Below are 16561 nucleotides of genomic sequence, written 5' to 3'. Positions count from 1 at the left end.
GCACTGTCAATGAGATACATGCTTTTTATTTGATAGTATATATTATAGATGAGCTTCTACAGCTGCTTTTAATTCTTCTAATGGAATGAAACCAATTTTGCGATCTACGATTTCACCATTTTTAAAGATAGCAAATGTAGGTAGAATTTCGATTTTGAAGAATTGAGCTAATTCAGGTTGTTCATCAGTGTTTACTTTTGTCAATGTCACTTTGTCGCCTAATGCAGCCGCTAATTCATCATATACAGGCATCATGCGAACACAGTATCCACACCATGGTGCCCAGAAGTCCACTACTGTTACTTTGTCGTTTGCTGCGACTACTTCTTTAAAATTTGCTGTTGTTACATCAATAATTGCGCTCATGAAAGCCTCCTATTAGATTTGAATCAATACACAATCTTGAATCACTTCAAGACCTAAATCCGTTGCTTTTTTGACTACTGTTGGTTTATCCGCACCTGGTTGTAACCAAACCGTCTTAACTCCTAACGCTTTACAACTATCGAGGGCTTCTAAACCCACTTTTTCTGGTACCACAAAGTCTACCACAGTAGGCACTACAGGCAAGTCCTGTAAGCTTGGATAGCATGGTATACCATCGATCGATGTAATATTAGGATTCACTGGATACACTGTATACCCTTTATTTACAAGATGTTTGAAAATCTTATATCCGAACTTATCGGTTCTTGTTGTGGCGCCTAAAACAGCCCACGTTTTTTCTTGGATCGCTGTTTCCATTGACATACGTATCACCTCATTACTGTATTATCATACCATAATATCGAAATTTGTCAATTTAATTATATCTTGAGCTAACACTTGGGGAGAAATCTGTATGCCTAGTAATTCCTCAAGAGATATTTTTCCACATCTAGGTACATCACCAGGCTCTAAAATTCCTGTGGACAATGCCAACCAACCCCATATAGATTCAGGAGAAGCTCCCTGACTTTGTAAGTCACGTATAGTAATACTTTGTTGTCGTTTGGATAAACGATACCCTTCTTCATCGACTAGCATTGGGACATGACCATATTGTAACCCAGAAAATTCGAAGGCATGGGCCAAGGCAATTTGATGTCCCGTAACAGGTAGTAAATCATTGCCTCGAATGACTTCTGTAACTCCCATCTCATAATCATCAATAACTACCGCTAAATGATAGGCTATCATGCCATCCCACCGCTTCAATATGATATCATCCACTAAAGATTGTACCTCATAATGGACACAATCTCTGTATAAATCCATAAAGCTACCTTCTTCATTAGGCATATGAAGTCGCCAAGAAGGTGGTCTCTCTCCCACGGTCGGTGTATTCTTAAAACAATACCCATCATACACATGATGTGACTCTCCTTGATGAGGAGCACTACTAATTTCTTGTAAACGGGCTCGATTGCAATAGCATGGATACAGGCGCTGTTGCTGTTGCAATTCCATTAGATATTGTTCATACACAGGCACTCGTTGCGATTGATATGTCAGTTCTTCATCCCAAGTGAACCCTAGCCAGGCTAAGTCTTCTAGTATATGTTCCGCATACATAGGCTTGGATCGTTGTGTATCTACATCTTCGATGCGAACGATGTATTCCCCACCTTGTCGCCGTGCAGACCAATAGGATAGAAATGCTACCCATATATTCCCTACATGCATATGTCCCGTAGGACTCGGTGCAAAACGGCCTTTCATAATCGCCTCCTAAGACTCTTCGCTAAGTGTTTCCCAACGTTCATACAAAGATTCTAATTTGCTTGTGGTAAGTGCTAGCTCCTCAGATAGACGTTCATAGTCAGATATACTGCCTTGAATTGATGGATCCTGTAATTGTACGGTATACATCTTTATTGTCGCTTCATACCGCGCAATATCCGACTCCACCTTAGCTAGCTCTTTTTCTAACATATATGCATTGGTTTTCTTTTTAGGTACCGTTACTACATCAGCATTACTTACTTCCACAGAAGATGGTTCTTGACCCGTAGATCTATTGTTTTCCTTCTCCAATGCTACGTAAGTATCTGAAGTTTGTGGTTTTCTAGATTGGGTATCACCACTCAATTTCTGCTCTTCTAACTTCTGAGCCGCCAATACAGATCGTTCCAACAGTTTTTCTTTATAGTATGAATAGTTTCCATGAAACTCTTCAATGCCACCAGCTTCTAATACAATAATTCGCTTAGCTACAGCATCTAATAGGTATCGGTCATGAGAGATAATCAATAAAGTCCCTTCAAATTGTTGTAACGCATGCTCTACCGTTTCTCTTGTAGGTATATCTAAATGGTTTGTAGGTTCGTCAAGGATTAAAAAATTACGGCCTTCTAAAAATAACTTTAAAAGAGCTACCCTAGCACGTTCTCCACCAGATAAGTCCCCTACCAATTTAAATACATCATCACCTCTAAATTGGAATGCTCCTAATATACTGCGGGCCGATTCCTCTGACATATCGTAAGGTGACATCACTTCTTGTAAAACGGACCACGTAGGATGCAACTCTTCATGTTCTTGTGAAAAGTATCCTGTCTGCACACGATTTCCTGTAGTGATAGAACCATCAATTGTATCAAGCTCCCCCATAATAGTTTTCACAAGCGTAGATTTACCGGCTCCATTTGCTCCAATTAAACCAACTACATCACCACGACGCAAGGTTGTGGTGATATGTGTAGCTACTGGCTCGTTTCTATCGTAACCTATAGCTACATCATCCATCATAAGCACTCGATCAGCACTCATTTCTGGTTTCGGGAATGTAAATGCAAACTCTCGATCTTGATCAGGTGCTTCTAACCGTTCCAATCGTTCTAACTGCGATTGACGGCCACGAGCCATTTTCGACTTTATACCAGCTCTGTATTTATCAATATATTCTTCTGTTTTACGAATATGTTCTTGTTGTTTATCATAGGCCCGTTGGTGTGCCACACGTTGTTGTTCACGTTGCTTCAAAAATTGACTATAATTCCCTTTATAGGTATGTACTTTATGATGTGCTAATTCTACTACTTCTGTAGCAACTTGATCCAAGAAATAGCGGTCATGACTGATGATGACAATGCCACCTTTATAAGACTTTAAATACCCTTCTAACCATTCTAGCATCGGCATATCTAAATGGTTGGTAGGCTCGTCTAAAAACAGAAAATCGGGGCGACGCACCAAAGCCTTTGCTAAATTAATGCGTGTTTTTTGTCCACCAGAAAATTCACTAGCTTTCTTTTTTAAATCTTCATCAGTAAAGCCTAATCCATAGGCAATACGTTGGTTTTGCTTTTCATAATCATAGCCTCCAAGCCATTCCAAACGGTCTTGTAAATAGGACAAGCGTCGCAAATCTTGCTCTGTCGCTTCTCGCTGCTCTAATTCCTTTGATAAAGAATGTAATTGTAACTCCAAGTGCTGTACGTCAGCCCAAGCTGTTTGAATTTCTTCTTCTAAACTAGCATCTCCTAAATTGACATCTTGTTGTAAGTACCCAATGGTGATACTGCTGTCTTTCACAATGATACCTTCATCGTGCTCTTCAATGCCTAATATGCACTTCATCAATGTTGACTTACCCGCCCCATTGGGTCCTACGAGGGCAAGACGTTCCCCTTGTCGAATCGTAAAGGATACATTGGAGAAGATTTCACGCACACCAAAAGACTTTCCTAATTTTTCTATTCGGATTTGTTCCAAAACTCTACTCCTACTTATTATCTGTACTCATCATCGCATTATAAATTGTCTAAAACCTCTTCTAAATGTTCTTCCAAGGCATGTTCAAACTGTTCTATCGTCGTCGCATCTAACTTATGAGTGATGCCTGGATACCCTTGTTGACGAGTTTCTCCAAAAAACTCATCCCGAAATGTATTATAAAATAGCACCACACCAGTTTCTTGCTTCTCTTTCACATAGGTTCCAATAAGATACGACCCATTGATCATAGCAAGACCCATATCAGGAGTTAAATCTCTATGGAACTCACCTATCTTTGATGGCAAAACTCGGTCATACTTCCAATGTGGAATCCCTTTTTTACGATACTCATACAAGAAACCTGCCTCTGGCTGTATAAATCGTTTTTCAATAGATTGTTCATAGGTTTCTTTTAAGTTTTCTATAAATGGTTCTAACGATTCACGTATGAATGAAATATCTACAAAGTCCACTAAAGGGATTGAGATACGAACCATATAATCTTCTACTTCTTTATCATATAAGGCTGACCACTGCCACCCTTTATTGTTCTCATAATGAAATATTCTATACACCGTAGAAGATGTTTGCTCTTGGTCTATTACCAAGCGAAAATTTCCTATAGATGGTTGCAGCCAAGATATATCAAGCGCTTGACAGGCATTTATAATCGATTCCATAATGTCCTCATTTATCGTAATTGACTATATAGCGATCTATATTGTTTTTCATTCGCCATCACTCGTTTTACATAATCTCTTGTTTCTTGAAAGGGAATGGCGTCAATATCTGAAAAATCATCCTTCCATCCATAGGTTGTCATCCATTCTTCCACATGACCACGACCTGCATTATAGGCAGCCAAAGCCAAAATTTCATTACCTTTAAATTCTTCTAATAAATAAGACAAATACCAAGTGCCCAACTGTATATTTACCTGTGGCTCTTTAATATCTTGATCGGACATAGTTGGCTGATTTAACTCTTCACCAATCCAATGTGCCGTTTCTGGCATTAACTGCATTAACCCCAATGCCCCAGGCAGGGACTTAGCATTCGTATCAAATTTACTTTCCGTATAGATAACAGCTGCCACTAATGAAGCCCGTACATGATATGTCTCTGCATTTTTACGCAAGGCATCTTCATAGGCAATAGGATATGCATATTGTCTTGCTAAATAAGGCTGCCCGTATTGTACATAATAGGCTGTCAATATAACTACTAACCACGCAAATGCGGTGGATACTCTCATGCTTCCTCCTTATGAAAGTACTCCTTCTTAATCTTCCACAGTTTTCGCAACTGTTTTTCTAACTGTTTCATAGTACCAGAATTATCGATAATTTCATGACTACGGCTACGCTTCTCATCTAAACTCATTTGGCTATGGATTCGGTCTAATGCTTCTTCTTCTGTATATGTATTCCGTTTCATCAACCGCTCTAACTGGGTCGCTTGATTGACATACACAAGCCATATTTCATCCATTCTTGTATACCAATCAGTTTCAAACAACAATGGAATGTCATATATAATCGCTGTAGCTCCTTTAGCCTGCCATTCTTCTTCTAATACCTGCATACGATGTCGAATATGTGGTTGTAAAATGCTATTAATCGTTTCTAGCGCTGTGGTATCCGAAAACACTAGAGACCCTACGTAGGGGCGATTCAATGTACCATCTGGCAATAATACATCTTGACCAAAGACCTTTACTAATTCTTGCAAACCAGGTGTCCCTGGCTCTACTACTTCTCTAGCTACCACATCGGCATCAATAAAAGGAACACCTTTTTTTTGTAACCATCGCAGCACTGTACTTTTACCAGAAGCAATGCCACCTGTAAGTCCAATTTTATACATAGCTACTCCCCATAATTGATTCTAGTCATACACATCATATTTCATATATAGAATATATACATTCTATGTAAATTCTATTATTTTACATCTGCCCAGTTCTTTGCACTATGTACATCTACTTGTAGTGGCACCTGCAGTACTACTACTTGCTCCATGCAATCACGCAAAATTGTTTCCACTACTTCTTGCTCTGATTCGATAACTTCCAATACTAGCTCATCATGAACTTGCAGTAAAATGCGAGATTGTAATCCTTTTGTTTCCAAAACGTTCTCTACTTCATTCATAGCTTTCTTGATGATATCAGCAGCAGTCCCCTGAATTGGCGTATTCATAGCTGTACGTTCCGCAAAAGACCGGCGGTTAAAGTTACGACTATTAATATCTGGCAATGGGCGTACTCGTCCAAACATAGTACGAACCATACCTGTTTCATGAGCTTCTTGCACCATGCGATCCATATAGGATTTAATTTGTGGATACCGGCTAAAATACAACTCGATGTATTCTTTTGCCTCTGCTCGAGTAATTCCTAAATCACGAGACAATCCAAAATCACTAATCCCGTAGATAATACCAAAATTGATAGCCTTTGCATGAGACCGTTCCAGTGGAGTCACCTCTTCTAAGGATTTACCCAATACTTCAGCTGCTGTAAACCGATGAATGTCTTCTCCATTTTTAAAAGCCTGAATTAAAGCTGGATCTTCGGATAAATGTGCTAAAATCCGCAATTCAATTTGAGAGTAATCGGCGCTCACAAACATATCATATCCATCACTTGGTTTAAACAAGGCACGAATTTCTCGGCCTTTTTCACTGCGTACTGGAATATTTTGTAAATTTGGATCAGAACTACTTAGACGTCCTGTAGCAGTGACCATTTGATTAAAGGATGTATGAATCCGATTCGTATGTGGGTTCACCAATCCTTCAAAACCTTCTAAATAGGTAGACACTAATTTAACGATAGACCGATAAGCTAAAATTTGCTCCACGATTTCATGCTCATTGCGCAGCATATCTAACACTTCTGCATCAGTAGAATAGCCGGTCTTCGTCTTTTTAATAACCGGTAATTGTAATTTCTCAAACAAAATCACACCTAATTGCTTAGGAGAGTTAATATTAAATGTTTCACCTGCTAGATCATAGATATTACTTTGCAATGTTGCCACTTCTACTTTAAAGCGCTCTAACGTGGAATGTAATTGTGCTACATCCATATAGATACCATGTTTCTCCAATATACATAAGGTGCGAAGCAGTGGTAATTCTATCTCTGTATATAACTCCCAAATACCTGCTGCATGCGCTTCTTTTTCCGCATTTTCATTCATATTCCACAATGCTTGACTTTGCAAGGCCCATTCTGCTTCATTTTCTGTAACCGGAATCGATGGTTGACCAAATCGTTCACATAAATAAGTCATACCATAATTCGCTCGTGTAGGATCTAATAGATAGGCTAATAAAGTAATATCTTTAATATGAACGGCTCCATTCTTTTTGATAGAAATATGCCCTGTTTTTTCTGTTCCTAACACTTCAAACAAAAGTTTCGCATTGTCAGTAACAACTTCTTTAGCTCCATCTAATACACGTTCAATATGCGAAACATCTGCGAATCCATTAATAACGAGTTGCTTCTCACCATTGTACATATAGATTGCTTCTATCGTTCTAAAAGGATGTTTGCCCGCCTCTTTTACGACAACACTAAGGGTTTTATCTTGATAGTAATCTAAGGGTAGCTCAACGACATGTTCTAATTCTATTTCTTCTGCTGGTGGTGCTAAAAATTGGTCAAATAAAGTACCTTCTTCTTCCACACCCATAGCTTTCAATAATCGTGGCGTCACTGCGTGAAAGCCCAATTTCTCAAATAATGGTGTAACTTCACTACGGTGGACTACTGGTACAAACTGTTCTAAGGCGTAAGGCATATCCATATCTGTTTTGATGGTAGCCAGTTGATGTGAAATAAACGCTAAGTCTTTATTGTCGACTAATCGTTCTTTCAACTTACCCTTTTGCTCTTCAATATGTTCGTATACACCTACTAAAGTACCATACTGGTTTAATAGTTTAAGCGCTGTTTTTTCACCTACACCTGGCACTCCCGGAATGTTATCAGAAGAATCACCCATCAAGGATTTCATTTCGATCACCATTTGAGGACCATAGCCATAAAGTTCTTCCATATTATCCATCGTTACATGGAGCATATCTGTAATGCCTTTTTTTGTTAAGAATACACTTGTATACTGATCGACTAGTTGTAAATTATCTCTATCTCCAGTGATGATATGAACTTGTACATCAGAAGATCCCCATTTCTTACTTAAGGATCCAATGATATCATCACCTTCAAAGCCTTCTTCTTCAATTACGATAATACCTAGAGATTCCAATACTTCTCTGATTAAAGCAAACTGAGGTCGCAATTCATCGGGTGCACTTTGACGTGTACCTTTATAATCCTCGTATATATCCATACGAAATGTTTGTTTTCCTTTATCAAATGCCACTGCAATATAATCTGGCTGAATCTCTTCATATAGCTTAGTAAGCATAGTTAAAAATCCATAGACTGCATTCGTAGGAACGCCTAATGCATTTTGCAATGGTGGTAGCGCAAAAAATGCACGATATAATAAACTACTGCCATCTATAATCATTAATTTTTTCATCGATATATCTCCTGTTTACTGATGTATATACCCTTCATTATATCATATTTCCCCTGACTACGTGGGAATAAAATCTATACATATAACTTACAAACCCTAGGTACATACAGTACTTTCACAAGAGAACCTACAAAAAAAAGTTGCAAAACTATCCCCCCTATGATATACTACTTTAGTAATAATACAGTAAATCACAAGGAGGTGACTCAATTGCCAAATATTAAATCCAGTATTAGAAGCGTAAAAACGGATGCTGAACGTCGTGCGAAAAACTTTGCTGTAAAATCTCAAATTCGTACAGCTACTCGTAAGACTGTAGAAGCTGCTCAAGCAGGCGCTGTAGAAGAAGCTAAAAAAGCACTAGTTCATGCTACAAGCGTAATTGATAAAGCAGCCTCCAAAGGCGTTCTTCATAAAAATACTGCAGCTCGCAAAAAATCCAATTTAGCAGCTAAAGTAAATGCTCTATAATGAACTCTAAAAGAGGGTTAACAAGGAGAAATGTAATTTCTCTTAGTTAGCCCTCTTTTTTATTTGGTATCATTATGTGGATCTACTATGAGCAATTACTACACATATATCTACTGCTTCTGGTACTGCCCTATAGATCTATCAAAGCATAATAAAAGGAGCTACTTTCATAGCTCCCCTCGCCGCATTCGTTCAAGCTTTTCGGCTACATCCCCATCAATATGTGCACCTAATTCATTGCGTTGTAATATCATAGCATCACGTTGATGATAACCTGTATATCGTTTTCGTTCTTCTTGTTTAGCTAAGTCTATTTGATGACGTAATTCACGTGCTGATATGCGTAATCCTCCAAATCCTAAAATTTGGTTTTGTTCTTCCCCATCACTTGTTACTACATAGATTGTTTTATATTGACCCTTTTTACTAAAGACTTCACGCTCAATATAAGCATCTGCCGTCTCATGGGTACCTGTAAAGACTTCAATAAAATCTGCAGATATACGTTGTTCATCTGCTGTAAAAGGTGCGTGCTTACCATCAAATACAAGAATAATTTTATATCCCTTATAGGTCCCATAATTGAGTAATCTATGACGTAATTCTAATCGGGCATGTTCTAAAGACTCCTTACTGAGTGATTTCAAGTCAGCCCAATCAAAAATAACATTATACCCATCTACAATTAAAATATCTTTTTTCATAGTATACCTATTATCGTTGACGTCTCGCTTCATATAAAAGGACCGCTGCTGCTACCGATGCATTTAATGAGTTAATGGTTCCAAACATAGGAATTGTTACCAATACATCACATAACTCTTTTGTCAATCGACTTAGACCTTTTCCCTCATTACCAATGACCAATACAATAGGACCTGTCATATTCACATCATACATCACAGTCCCATCCATATGAGCACCCATCACCCAAAATCCTTGGCTTTTTAATTGCTCAATCGTCTGTGCTACATTGCCAATTTGCACCAAAGGAATCGATTCCACAGCTCCTGCAGAGGTTTTGCTAACCGTAGCATTAATAGGCGCATTATGACGCTTAGGAATCAATACAGCCGTAGCACCTACACATTCAGCCGTACGAATAATAGCACCCATATTATGAGGATCTTCCACACCATCCGTTAAAATTAACAACGGATGTTCTTCCGTACATGCCAGCAATACCTCTTGTAACTCTTGGAACTTCACTGCATTCACCAAGGCTACCACACCTTGATTCGGCACGTCACTAGGATACTTCTGTAAATCCCGTTCCTTCACGCGACGAACCTCAATACCCTTAGACTTTGCCAAGCCCAATATCTCCGAAAGAGAGCCACCTTGCTTACCTTCCGCCACTAAAATACGATGAATCCCACGATCTGACTTCAGCGCCTCACGCACAGCATTACGACCTACAATAAACGTATCCATGAAAACCTCAAACTTTCTTAAAAGCAAATCTACCTATACGTAGTAACTTATTAGTAAATATATTGTGATACATATACTAATCATATCAATACTACAAAGTATCAATATTACAGAATATATTTTTATATCAGTAAAACCTATACCAAAGCTTAGAAAGCACTAAGCTATTACACCATTATACCACTAAAACAAGACAACTCCCAATATAACTCATGCACGCCACTGAAACGTTGTCTCCCTATATACGTTTAGAGAAATATGCCATAGGCTTTTATAAAGATATATTTGTATTCGTTATAAAAAGTCTGTGGCCTTGTGATGATAAACCGAAGACCTAGAAGAGCGCCACATGTTCCGGAGCAAAGCCTACCGTAGGATCAGTTTGTGGAGGAATGTGTGGCGCTCTTCCCACACCCCATGAGCACCCTGCTGAAACGTTGTCACAACCATTAGTATCTATCGAAACAACGCGACATATTCTAGTGAATGTCACGTTCACTTTATCTTAAATAAGACAATGCAGAAGAGTACGATATATTCCAGAGCAAACCTACCGTAGGATCAGTTTGTGGAGGAATATATCGTACTCTTCCCTTCATCTATATACAGATTATGAACGTGATAAAGCAAACCTGAATATGTCGCACTTTTTTGTACATCACATATGTGACAACGTTTCAGCAAAAGCGAATTCCATGAGAGTAGCAAGCCTCTCTTCATCTCCCTTGCGATAGGTATACCCTAACAAGGCCTCAAAGGCCGTACTCATACGGTATTCTTGTACACTAGCACTTTTCGGTACATGTACATTACTATTGCGAGCCCGTTTTGCCACTAACAACTCTTCCTCTGTTAGACTTGGTTCTAAGGCCTGTAATACTTTCGCTTGTGCTTTTGCATTGATAAATGATGTTACCACATCATGAAGTATTTGTGTTTTTGTAATGCCCGTTTCTACTACGCGATTTCTGATAAATAAGGTATAGACACCGTCGCCAATGTAAGCAAGCATAAGAGAGTCCTCTAAAGGACCCTCTCCATTTGCTTCTACTTTCACAGCAGATTTTAATTTATCAATCGCCATAGATCGTAGCTGTTTATATCGATTAAAGTTCACGTTTTTTCCACCGTGCCCCTTGCGGAGAATCTTCGATGACAATGCCAATATTTGCCAATTCATCACGAATGGAGTCTGCAATACCCCATTGTTTTTGCTCACGTGCACATTGGCGAATATTCAAGATGACATCCATTAATTGATTATATTCTTCATTACTAGTTTCTTGACCTTTCCAGCCCTCTTCTAGCAACCCAAGAATATCTAACATCATTTTAAAGATTTCTTTTACTTCACCAATTGTACTATGGCATACAGTGCCATCACAGCTTTGAACGGATTGGTAATAGATGTTAATTTCTTTTGCCAAACCATAAATTGGTGCTGTTGCTAACGCTGTATTGAAATCATCGCTCATAGCTGCTTCAAACTCTTCTTTATAGTTACGAGCATTTTTCAATAATTCTGCTGCTTCCAGTTCACACAATCCTTCTGGACGACTTTCTAAGTACAGTAAGTTGTCAATCACGGTTTGGAATCGTTCAATAGCCTTAGTCGCTTCATCTAAGCGTTCATCACTGAAGTCCAATGGACTACGATAATGTGTGCTCAACAAGAAGAAACGTAATGCATCTGCACTATATTGTTCTAAAATATCTTTCACCAAGAAGAAATTGTTCAAGGATTTACTCATTTTTTCTTGATTAATCGTAATGAAACCATTATGCAACCAATAACGTACAGCTGGATGGTGTTCAGAGCATCCTTCAGACTGGGCAATTTCATTTTCATGGTGTGGGAAGATTAAGTCAGATCCACCGCCATGGAAGTCAAACTCTTCGCCCAAATATTTTTGACTCATGGCAGAACATTCAATATGCCAACCTGGGCGGCCTTGTCCCCATGGACTTTCCCAGAATGGTTCCCCTGGTTTCGCCGCTTTCCACAAAGCAAAATCCATAGGATTTTCCTTGCGGTCATCTACATCTACACGAGCACCGGCTTCCATATCATCTAAAGTACGTCCAGATAGTTTGCCATAATGTTCAAATTTTTCTACACGATAGTACACATCGCCATCTACTGCATAGGCATAGCCATTGTCGATTAATGTAGTAATCATGGAAATAATTTCTTCCATATGCGTAGATACGCGAGGATATACATCAGCACGACGCACATGCAGAGCATCCATTACATCATAGTAGGCATCAATATAGCGATCGGAAATTACATTCCATGCCACACCTTCACCGTTAGATGTATTGATGATTTTATCATCCACATCTGTAAAGTTTTGAATATATGTCACTTTGTAGCCCACATGGCTCAAATAGCGACGAATGGTATCCCAAGTCACGAAAGGTCGTGCATTTCCAATATGAGGATGATTATATGGTGTCACACCGCATACGTAGATGCTAACTTCCCCTTCTTTTACAGGTTGGAATACTGATTTTTCGCGGGTCATCGTATTGAAAACTGTCAGTTCTCTCATTAGAAATAGCCTCCTTGTATGCACTTAGCCTAAGCGGCGAAGTACCTTTTCTTTGCCAAATAAGGTAATAATATAATTCAAATCAGGACCATGCATTTGACCAGTCGTAGCAATACGAATCGGCATAAATACAAATTTACCTTTTAATCCAGTTTCTTTCATAATCGCTTTGATGGCTGCTTTTACAGCATCTGGGGTAATCTCATCCATAGCTTCAATTTTTTCTTTGAAAGCCCCAATTACTGTTGGATAGGATTCTTCTGCTTTTACAGTTGCAATCTCTTCTGCATGTTCCGCATCTTCTAAGATATCATCTTGGAAGAACATACCAACTTCATCTACGATTTGTGCACCATAACTAATATGGTCTTTCACACAAGTACAAAGCATTGTGAGCCATGCTTGTTCTTCTGCAGATGGACTTTCACTAGCGTAGCCAGCTTTCACCAAGTGAGGCAAGCATAATTCATACAATGCTTCTGGTGTCAATTGTTTCATATAGTTAAAGTTGATGTAGTTCAATTTATCAATATCGAAAACAGCAGGATTTTTTGCCACTCGATCCATGGAGAATTTTTGACACAATTCTTCCTTAGTAAACAATTCTTCTTCCCCTTCAGGAGCCCAGCCAAGTAACGCCAAGAAGTTTACAATTGCCTCTGGCAAATATCCCAACTCACGGTATTGTTCAACAGAGGTAGCACCATGACGTTTACTCATTTTTTTGCCATCTTTGCCCATGATTAAGGAAATATGACCAAATGTTGGTACATCCCAACCTAGAGCTTTATAGATCACAATTTGACGTGGTGTATTCGATAAATGTTCTTCCGCACGGATAACATGAGAAATCCCCATTGTGTGATCATCCACCACAACGGCATAGTTATAGACTGGAATTCCATCAGATTTTACGATAACAAAATCACCAATACCGTTAGATTCAAAGGATACATGACCACGAACCATATCATCAAAAGCTACTGTTTCATGTAATGGAACACGTAAACGGATGGTTGGTTTGCGACCTTCTGCTTTGTAGGCAGCTTTTTGTTCTTCCGTTAAATGATGGCAATGACCATTATATTTTGGTGTTTCACCACGACCTAATTGCTCTTCACGAACTGCATCTAATTCTTCTTGGGAACAATAGCATTCATAAGCATGACCAGATTCTAATAATTGTTGTGTCACTTTTTCGTAAATATCTAAGCGTTCTGTTTGGCGGTATGGCCCTGCTTCACCACCTACGTCAACACCTTCATCCCAATCCATACCAAGCCATTTAAGAGCAGCTTTGATATTTTCTTCACTTTCACGAGTGGAGCGGGCTTGGTCCGTATCTTCCACACGCAATAAGAATGTACCTTGCTCCTTGCGAGCTAATAAATAGTTAAATAATGCGGAGCGAGCTCCACCAATATGAAATGGACCGGTTGGACTCGGTGCAAAACGAACTTTCATGAGTTATAACTCCTCTCTTTCATACATTGAAACAACAGCTTGTGCGGCTATACCTTCTGTTCTTCCCAAGGCACCTAACCCTTCATTTGTCGTTGCTTTAATACTAATTCTAGTAACGGGGATACCTAAATCCACGCTTAAATTTTCTTTCATTTGTTCAATATGAGGCTTCAATTTTGGGGCCTCTGCAATGACCATGATATCTGCATTGTAGATTCCAAAATTTGAGTCCTTTAATAATTGTACCACTTTTTCTAATAATAGCCTACTAGAAATCCCTTTGAAAGCATCATCTTCTGGTGGGAAATAGTATCCAATATCTCGGAATCCTGCTGCTCCCAACATAGCATCCATAAGGGCATGAATCAACACATCTGCATCAGAATGCCCATCAGGACCGATAGGACTATCGATAGAGACACCACCTAGCACACAAGGACGTCCCTCTTTAAAACGGTGAATATCATAGCCATAACCAATTCGCATCATCGGTTCTACTCCTAAATATTTTTTTGCTATCATCACATCTTCTGGAACAGTCAGTTTAATATTTCTCCGATCTCCTTCTACAATGTGAACTTTTTTTCCTTGAAACTCAACCAAGGATACATCATCGGTACCTTGGTATCCATGTTCCTTAGCATATGTATGCGCTTCAACTAAAATCTTTTTTTGAAACCCTTGTGGCGTTTGCATTGCATATAGCTCAGATCGGATCAATGTTTCTTGTACAGTTCCCTTTGTATCCACGCGCTTAATCGTATCGACTACAGGAACAGCTGGTACCACAGCACCATGCAGCTTAGCTCCTGCAATTACCCGGTGTGCCAATGCTGTATTTGCCAAAGGCCTAGCTCCATCATGTACAAGAACAATATCTGCTGCAGGCGACACTTGTGAAAGTCCAGAAGCTACAGAATCTTGACGCTCAGCACCTCCTATGACATAGCGTACTGTCCACTGAGCATCCATCGCTTCTACTTGTTCACGAATATGTGTCATTTCATCCTTCGATACAACTACAATCACTTCATCTAAACCATTCCAGCGTTTCATATGATGTAAGTTCCATTGTAACACGGTGTAGTGTCCCAAAGGCATACTTACTTTATTGTCTGTATATCCCATTCTACGGCCTGCACCTGCAGCCAATAAGATACAACTAATCATTTTGACCCTCTCTATTCTTCTGGTTCCTCTACACGAGCAAAGATCATCCGCCCAGCACTCGTTTGCAGTACAGATGTAACAGTAGCATCTACGACTTGATCCACATAGTCCACACCATTTTCTACTACAATCATAGTACCATCATCTAAGTAAGCAATCCCCTGATGTGGTTCTTTACCTGCTTTAATTATATGGACGGATAATGTTTCACCCGACATCATTCTAGGTTTTATGGCATTGGCAAGATCATTTAAATTCAATACAGATACGCCTTGCAAAGTGGCTATTTTATTCAAATTAAAGTCATTCGTAATCAGTTTCCAACCTTTATCTATACTTAATCGGATTAACTTTAAATCTACTTCTTGCATATCATCATAATCGAAGTCCACTATCTCCATCGAGTTTTCTAACTCTTCCCGCATGGATTGCAATAAATCTAATCCTCTTCTACCACGATTCCGCTTTAATGTATCAGAAGAATCTGAAAGCTTTTGTAACTCTTCTAGTACAAATACAGGCACTGCAAAAGGTCCTTCCAGAAATCCAGTTTTTACAATATCCATAATCCGACCATCAATCACAACAGATGTATCTAACACTTTTGTAGCTCCTTTGTAGGATTGTAGACTCACCTCTTTTTTTGTAGGTTCACTCTTCTTGCGTAGACCTCGGAATGTATAAGATACCATCGCTTTATACAAATCTGGGCCTTTATCCATGCCTAAACGAATCCCAATATAGCCTAGAACAGCACTGAGAGCAATAGGTAAGTATGAGCCAATAATTGGTACTCTCTCAAAAGCCATACCAATTAAATTAGCAATTATGAGTCCAAATAATAATCCTATTGTGCCAGCCACTAATTGTTGACTAGGAACTCGACTTAAAATACGTTCAATTTGTTTTGCTATTGTTAATCCTACACGTAGTATATATTTAGAAACTAAATACCCAATCATGGCAGCTATTAATGTTCCTATCGTATAGTACAAAATCATGATGATCGATATACTAAATGCACCCATCTGTAATATTTTTTCATCCCATAGGGAAAGTATAAGCGTAGATAGTGCATCAGCGCCAACATAGCCTATACTCCCAAATAGAATAGCAATAGCATAACGCAATAATTTATAAATCATAGGGTCACCTCCTCTTTACTATAAAAGTATACCATGCCCATGTATAATTCTCATGAATCGTAAT

At 38.9% G+C, this 16561-nt stretch carries 16 protein-coding genes; 1 reads left to right on the top strand and 15 read right to left on the bottom strand.

Features of this window, described 5'->3' with window-relative positions; genetic code table 11:
* Nucleotides 1–42: 42 nt before the first annotated feature.
* From trxA to polA, 8 genes are all read right to left on the bottom strand, one after another.
* Nucleotides 43–366 (bottom strand): thioredoxin, encoded by a 324-nt coding sequence (gene trxA / locus EO115_RS02495; RefSeq protein WP_126937415.1) that lies wholly within the window; start codon nt 364–366, stop codon nt 43–45.
* Between the two features lie 12 nt (nt 367–378).
* Nucleotides 379–750, bottom strand: coding sequence for a CoA-binding protein (locus tag EO115_RS02490; protein WP_126937414.1), 372 nt, complete (start codon nt 748–750; stop codon nt 379–381).
* A 24-nt stretch (nt 751–774) separates the two neighbouring features.
* Nucleotides 775–1701 (bottom strand): tRNA glutamyl-Q(34) synthetase GluQRS, encoded by a 927-nt coding sequence (gluQRS, locus tag EO115_RS02485; protein WP_126937413.1) that lies wholly within the window; start codon nt 1699–1701, stop codon nt 775–777.
* 9 nt (nt 1702–1710) lie between these two features.
* Nucleotides 1711–3696: an ABC-F family ATP-binding cassette domain-containing protein gene (locus tag EO115_RS02480; RefSeq protein ID WP_126937412.1), complete on the bottom strand. Its 1986-nt coding sequence runs from the start codon at nt 3694–3696 to the stop codon at nt 1711–1713.
* Nucleotides 3697–3734: 38 nt separating this feature from the next.
* On the bottom strand, nt 3735–4379 hold the full coding sequence (locus tag EO115_RS02475; protein WP_126937411.1) for a hypothetical protein: 645 nt from the start codon (nt 4377–4379) through the stop codon (nt 3735–3737).
* Nucleotides 4380–4390: 11 nt separating this feature from the next.
* Nucleotides 4391–4954: a lytic transglycosylase domain-containing protein gene (locus EO115_RS02470; RefSeq protein WP_126937410.1), complete on the bottom strand. Its 564-nt coding sequence runs from the start codon at nt 4952–4954 to the stop codon at nt 4391–4393.
* Nucleotides 4951–5565: a dephospho-CoA kinase gene (gene coaE / locus EO115_RS02465; protein ID WP_126937409.1), complete on the bottom strand. Its 615-nt coding sequence runs from the start codon at nt 5563–5565 to the stop codon at nt 4951–4953. The genes EO115_RS02470 and coaE overlap by 4 nt, the downstream gene beginning before the upstream one ends.
* 77 nt (nt 5566–5642) lie before the next feature.
* Nucleotides 5643–8258, bottom strand: a complete 2616-nt coding sequence (gene polA, locus EO115_RS02460; protein WP_126937408.1) for a DNA polymerase I — start codon at nt 8256–8258, stop codon at nt 5643–5645.
* 210 nt (nt 8259–8468) lie between these two features.
* Between polA and rpsT the strand changes: the two genes are divergently transcribed.
* On the top strand, nt 8469–8729 hold the full coding sequence (rpsT, locus tag EO115_RS02455) for a 30S ribosomal protein S20 (RefSeq protein ID WP_126937407.1): 261 nt from the start codon (nt 8469–8471) through the stop codon (nt 8727–8729).
* A gap of 167 nt (nt 8730–8896) precedes the next feature.
* On the opposite strand, the gene EO115_RS02450 is transcribed toward rpsT, so the two are convergent.
* The 7 genes from EO115_RS02450 to EO115_RS02420 form a co-directional block, all read right to left on the bottom strand.
* Complete coding sequence (locus tag EO115_RS02450) at nt 8897–9433, bottom strand: NYN domain-containing protein (RefSeq protein ID WP_126937406.1); 537 nt, start codon at nt 9431–9433, stop codon at nt 8897–8899.
* A gap of 10 nt (nt 9434–9443) precedes the next feature.
* Complete coding sequence (gene rlmB / locus EO115_RS02445) at nt 9444–10163, bottom strand: 23S rRNA (guanosine(2251)-2'-O)-methyltransferase RlmB (protein ID WP_126937405.1); 720 nt, start codon at nt 10161–10163, stop codon at nt 9444–9446.
* A gap of 658 nt (nt 10164–10821) precedes the next feature.
* Nucleotides 10822–11280, bottom strand: coding sequence for a Mini-ribonuclease 3 (locus tag EO115_RS02440; protein ID WP_164724033.1), 459 nt, complete (start codon nt 11278–11280; stop codon nt 10822–10824).
* A complete protein-coding gene (gene cysS / locus EO115_RS02435; RefSeq protein ID WP_126937404.1) occupies nt 11270–12718 on the bottom strand; it encodes a cysteine--tRNA ligase in 1449 nt (482 codons plus the stop codon). The genes EO115_RS02440 and cysS overlap by 11 nt, the downstream gene beginning before the upstream one ends.
* A gap of 24 nt (nt 12719–12742) precedes the next feature.
* Nucleotides 12743–14182, bottom strand: a complete 1440-nt coding sequence (gene gltX, locus EO115_RS02430) for a glutamate--tRNA ligase (RefSeq protein WP_126937403.1) — start codon at nt 14180–14182, stop codon at nt 12743–12745.
* 3 nt (nt 14183–14185) lie between these two features.
* Nucleotides 14186–15352, bottom strand: a complete 1167-nt coding sequence (gene ispD, locus EO115_RS02425; protein ID WP_126937402.1) for a 2-C-methyl-D-erythritol 4-phosphate cytidylyltransferase — start codon at nt 15350–15352, stop codon at nt 14186–14188.
* A gap of 11 nt (nt 15353–15363) precedes the next feature.
* The gene (locus EO115_RS02420; protein ID WP_126937401.1) at nt 15364–16497 is read right to left on the bottom strand and encodes a PIN/TRAM domain-containing protein; all 1134 of its coding nucleotides are present in this window, start codon (nt 16495–16497) and stop codon (nt 15364–15366) included.
* Between the last annotated feature and the right edge of the window lie 64 nt (nt 16498–16561).

Origin of the sequence: Veillonella sp. CHU740 (genome assembly GCF_003992055.1) — a bacterium.
GTDB lineage: Bacteria > Bacillota > Negativicutes > Veillonellales > Veillonellaceae > F0422.
This window is presented reverse-complemented; position numbering and strand designations above follow the sequence as displayed.

What these genes read in the sequence shown, in the direction of transcription:
- trxA (WP_126937415.1), bottom strand. Translation starts at nt 366, where the DNA reads ATGAGCGCAATTATTGATGTAACAACAGCAAATTTTAAAGAAGTAGTC.
- EO115_RS02490 (WP_126937414.1), bottom strand. Translation starts at nt 750, where the DNA reads ATGTCAATGGAAACAGCGATCCAAGAAAAAACGTGGGCTGTTTTAGGC.
- gluQRS (WP_126937413.1), bottom strand. Translation starts at nt 1,701, where the DNA reads ATGAAAGGCCGTTTTGCACCGAGTCCTACGGGACATATGCATGTAGGG.
- EO115_RS02475 (WP_126937411.1), bottom strand. Translation starts at nt 4,379, where the DNA reads ATGGAATCGATTATAAATGCCTGTCAAGCGCTTGATATATCTTGGCTG.
- EO115_RS02470 (WP_126937410.1), bottom strand. Translation starts at nt 4,954, where the DNA reads ATGAGAGTATCCACCGCATTTGCGTGGTTAGTAGTTATATTGACAGCC.
- coaE (WP_126937409.1), bottom strand. Translation starts at nt 5,565, where the DNA reads ATGTATAAAATTGGACTTACAGGTGGCATTGCTTCTGGTAAAAGTACA.
- polA (WP_126937408.1), bottom strand. Translation starts at nt 8,258, where the DNA reads ATGAAAAAATTAATGATTATAGATGGCAGTAGTTTATTATATCGTGCA.
- EO115_RS02450 (WP_126937406.1), bottom strand. Translation starts at nt 9,433, where the DNA reads ATGAAAAAAGATATTTTAATTGTAGATGGGTATAATGTTATTTTTGAT.
- rlmB (WP_126937405.1), bottom strand. Translation starts at nt 10,163, where the DNA reads ATGGATACGTTTATTGTAGGTCGTAATGCTGTGCGTGAGGCGCTGAAG.
- cysS (WP_126937404.1), bottom strand. Translation starts at nt 12,718, where the DNA reads ATGAGAGAACTGACAGTTTTCAATACGATGACCCGCGAAAAATCAGTA.
- gltX (WP_126937403.1), bottom strand. Translation starts at nt 14,182, where the DNA reads ATGAAAGTTCGTTTTGCACCGAGTCCAACCGGTCCATTTCATATTGGT.
- ispD (WP_126937402.1), bottom strand. Translation starts at nt 15,352, where the DNA reads ATGATTAGTTGTATCTTATTGGCTGCAGGTGCAGGCCGTAGAATGGGA.
- EO115_RS02420 (WP_126937401.1), bottom strand. Translation starts at nt 16,497, where the DNA reads ATGATTTATAAATTATTGCGTTATGCTATTGCTATTCTATTTGGGAGT.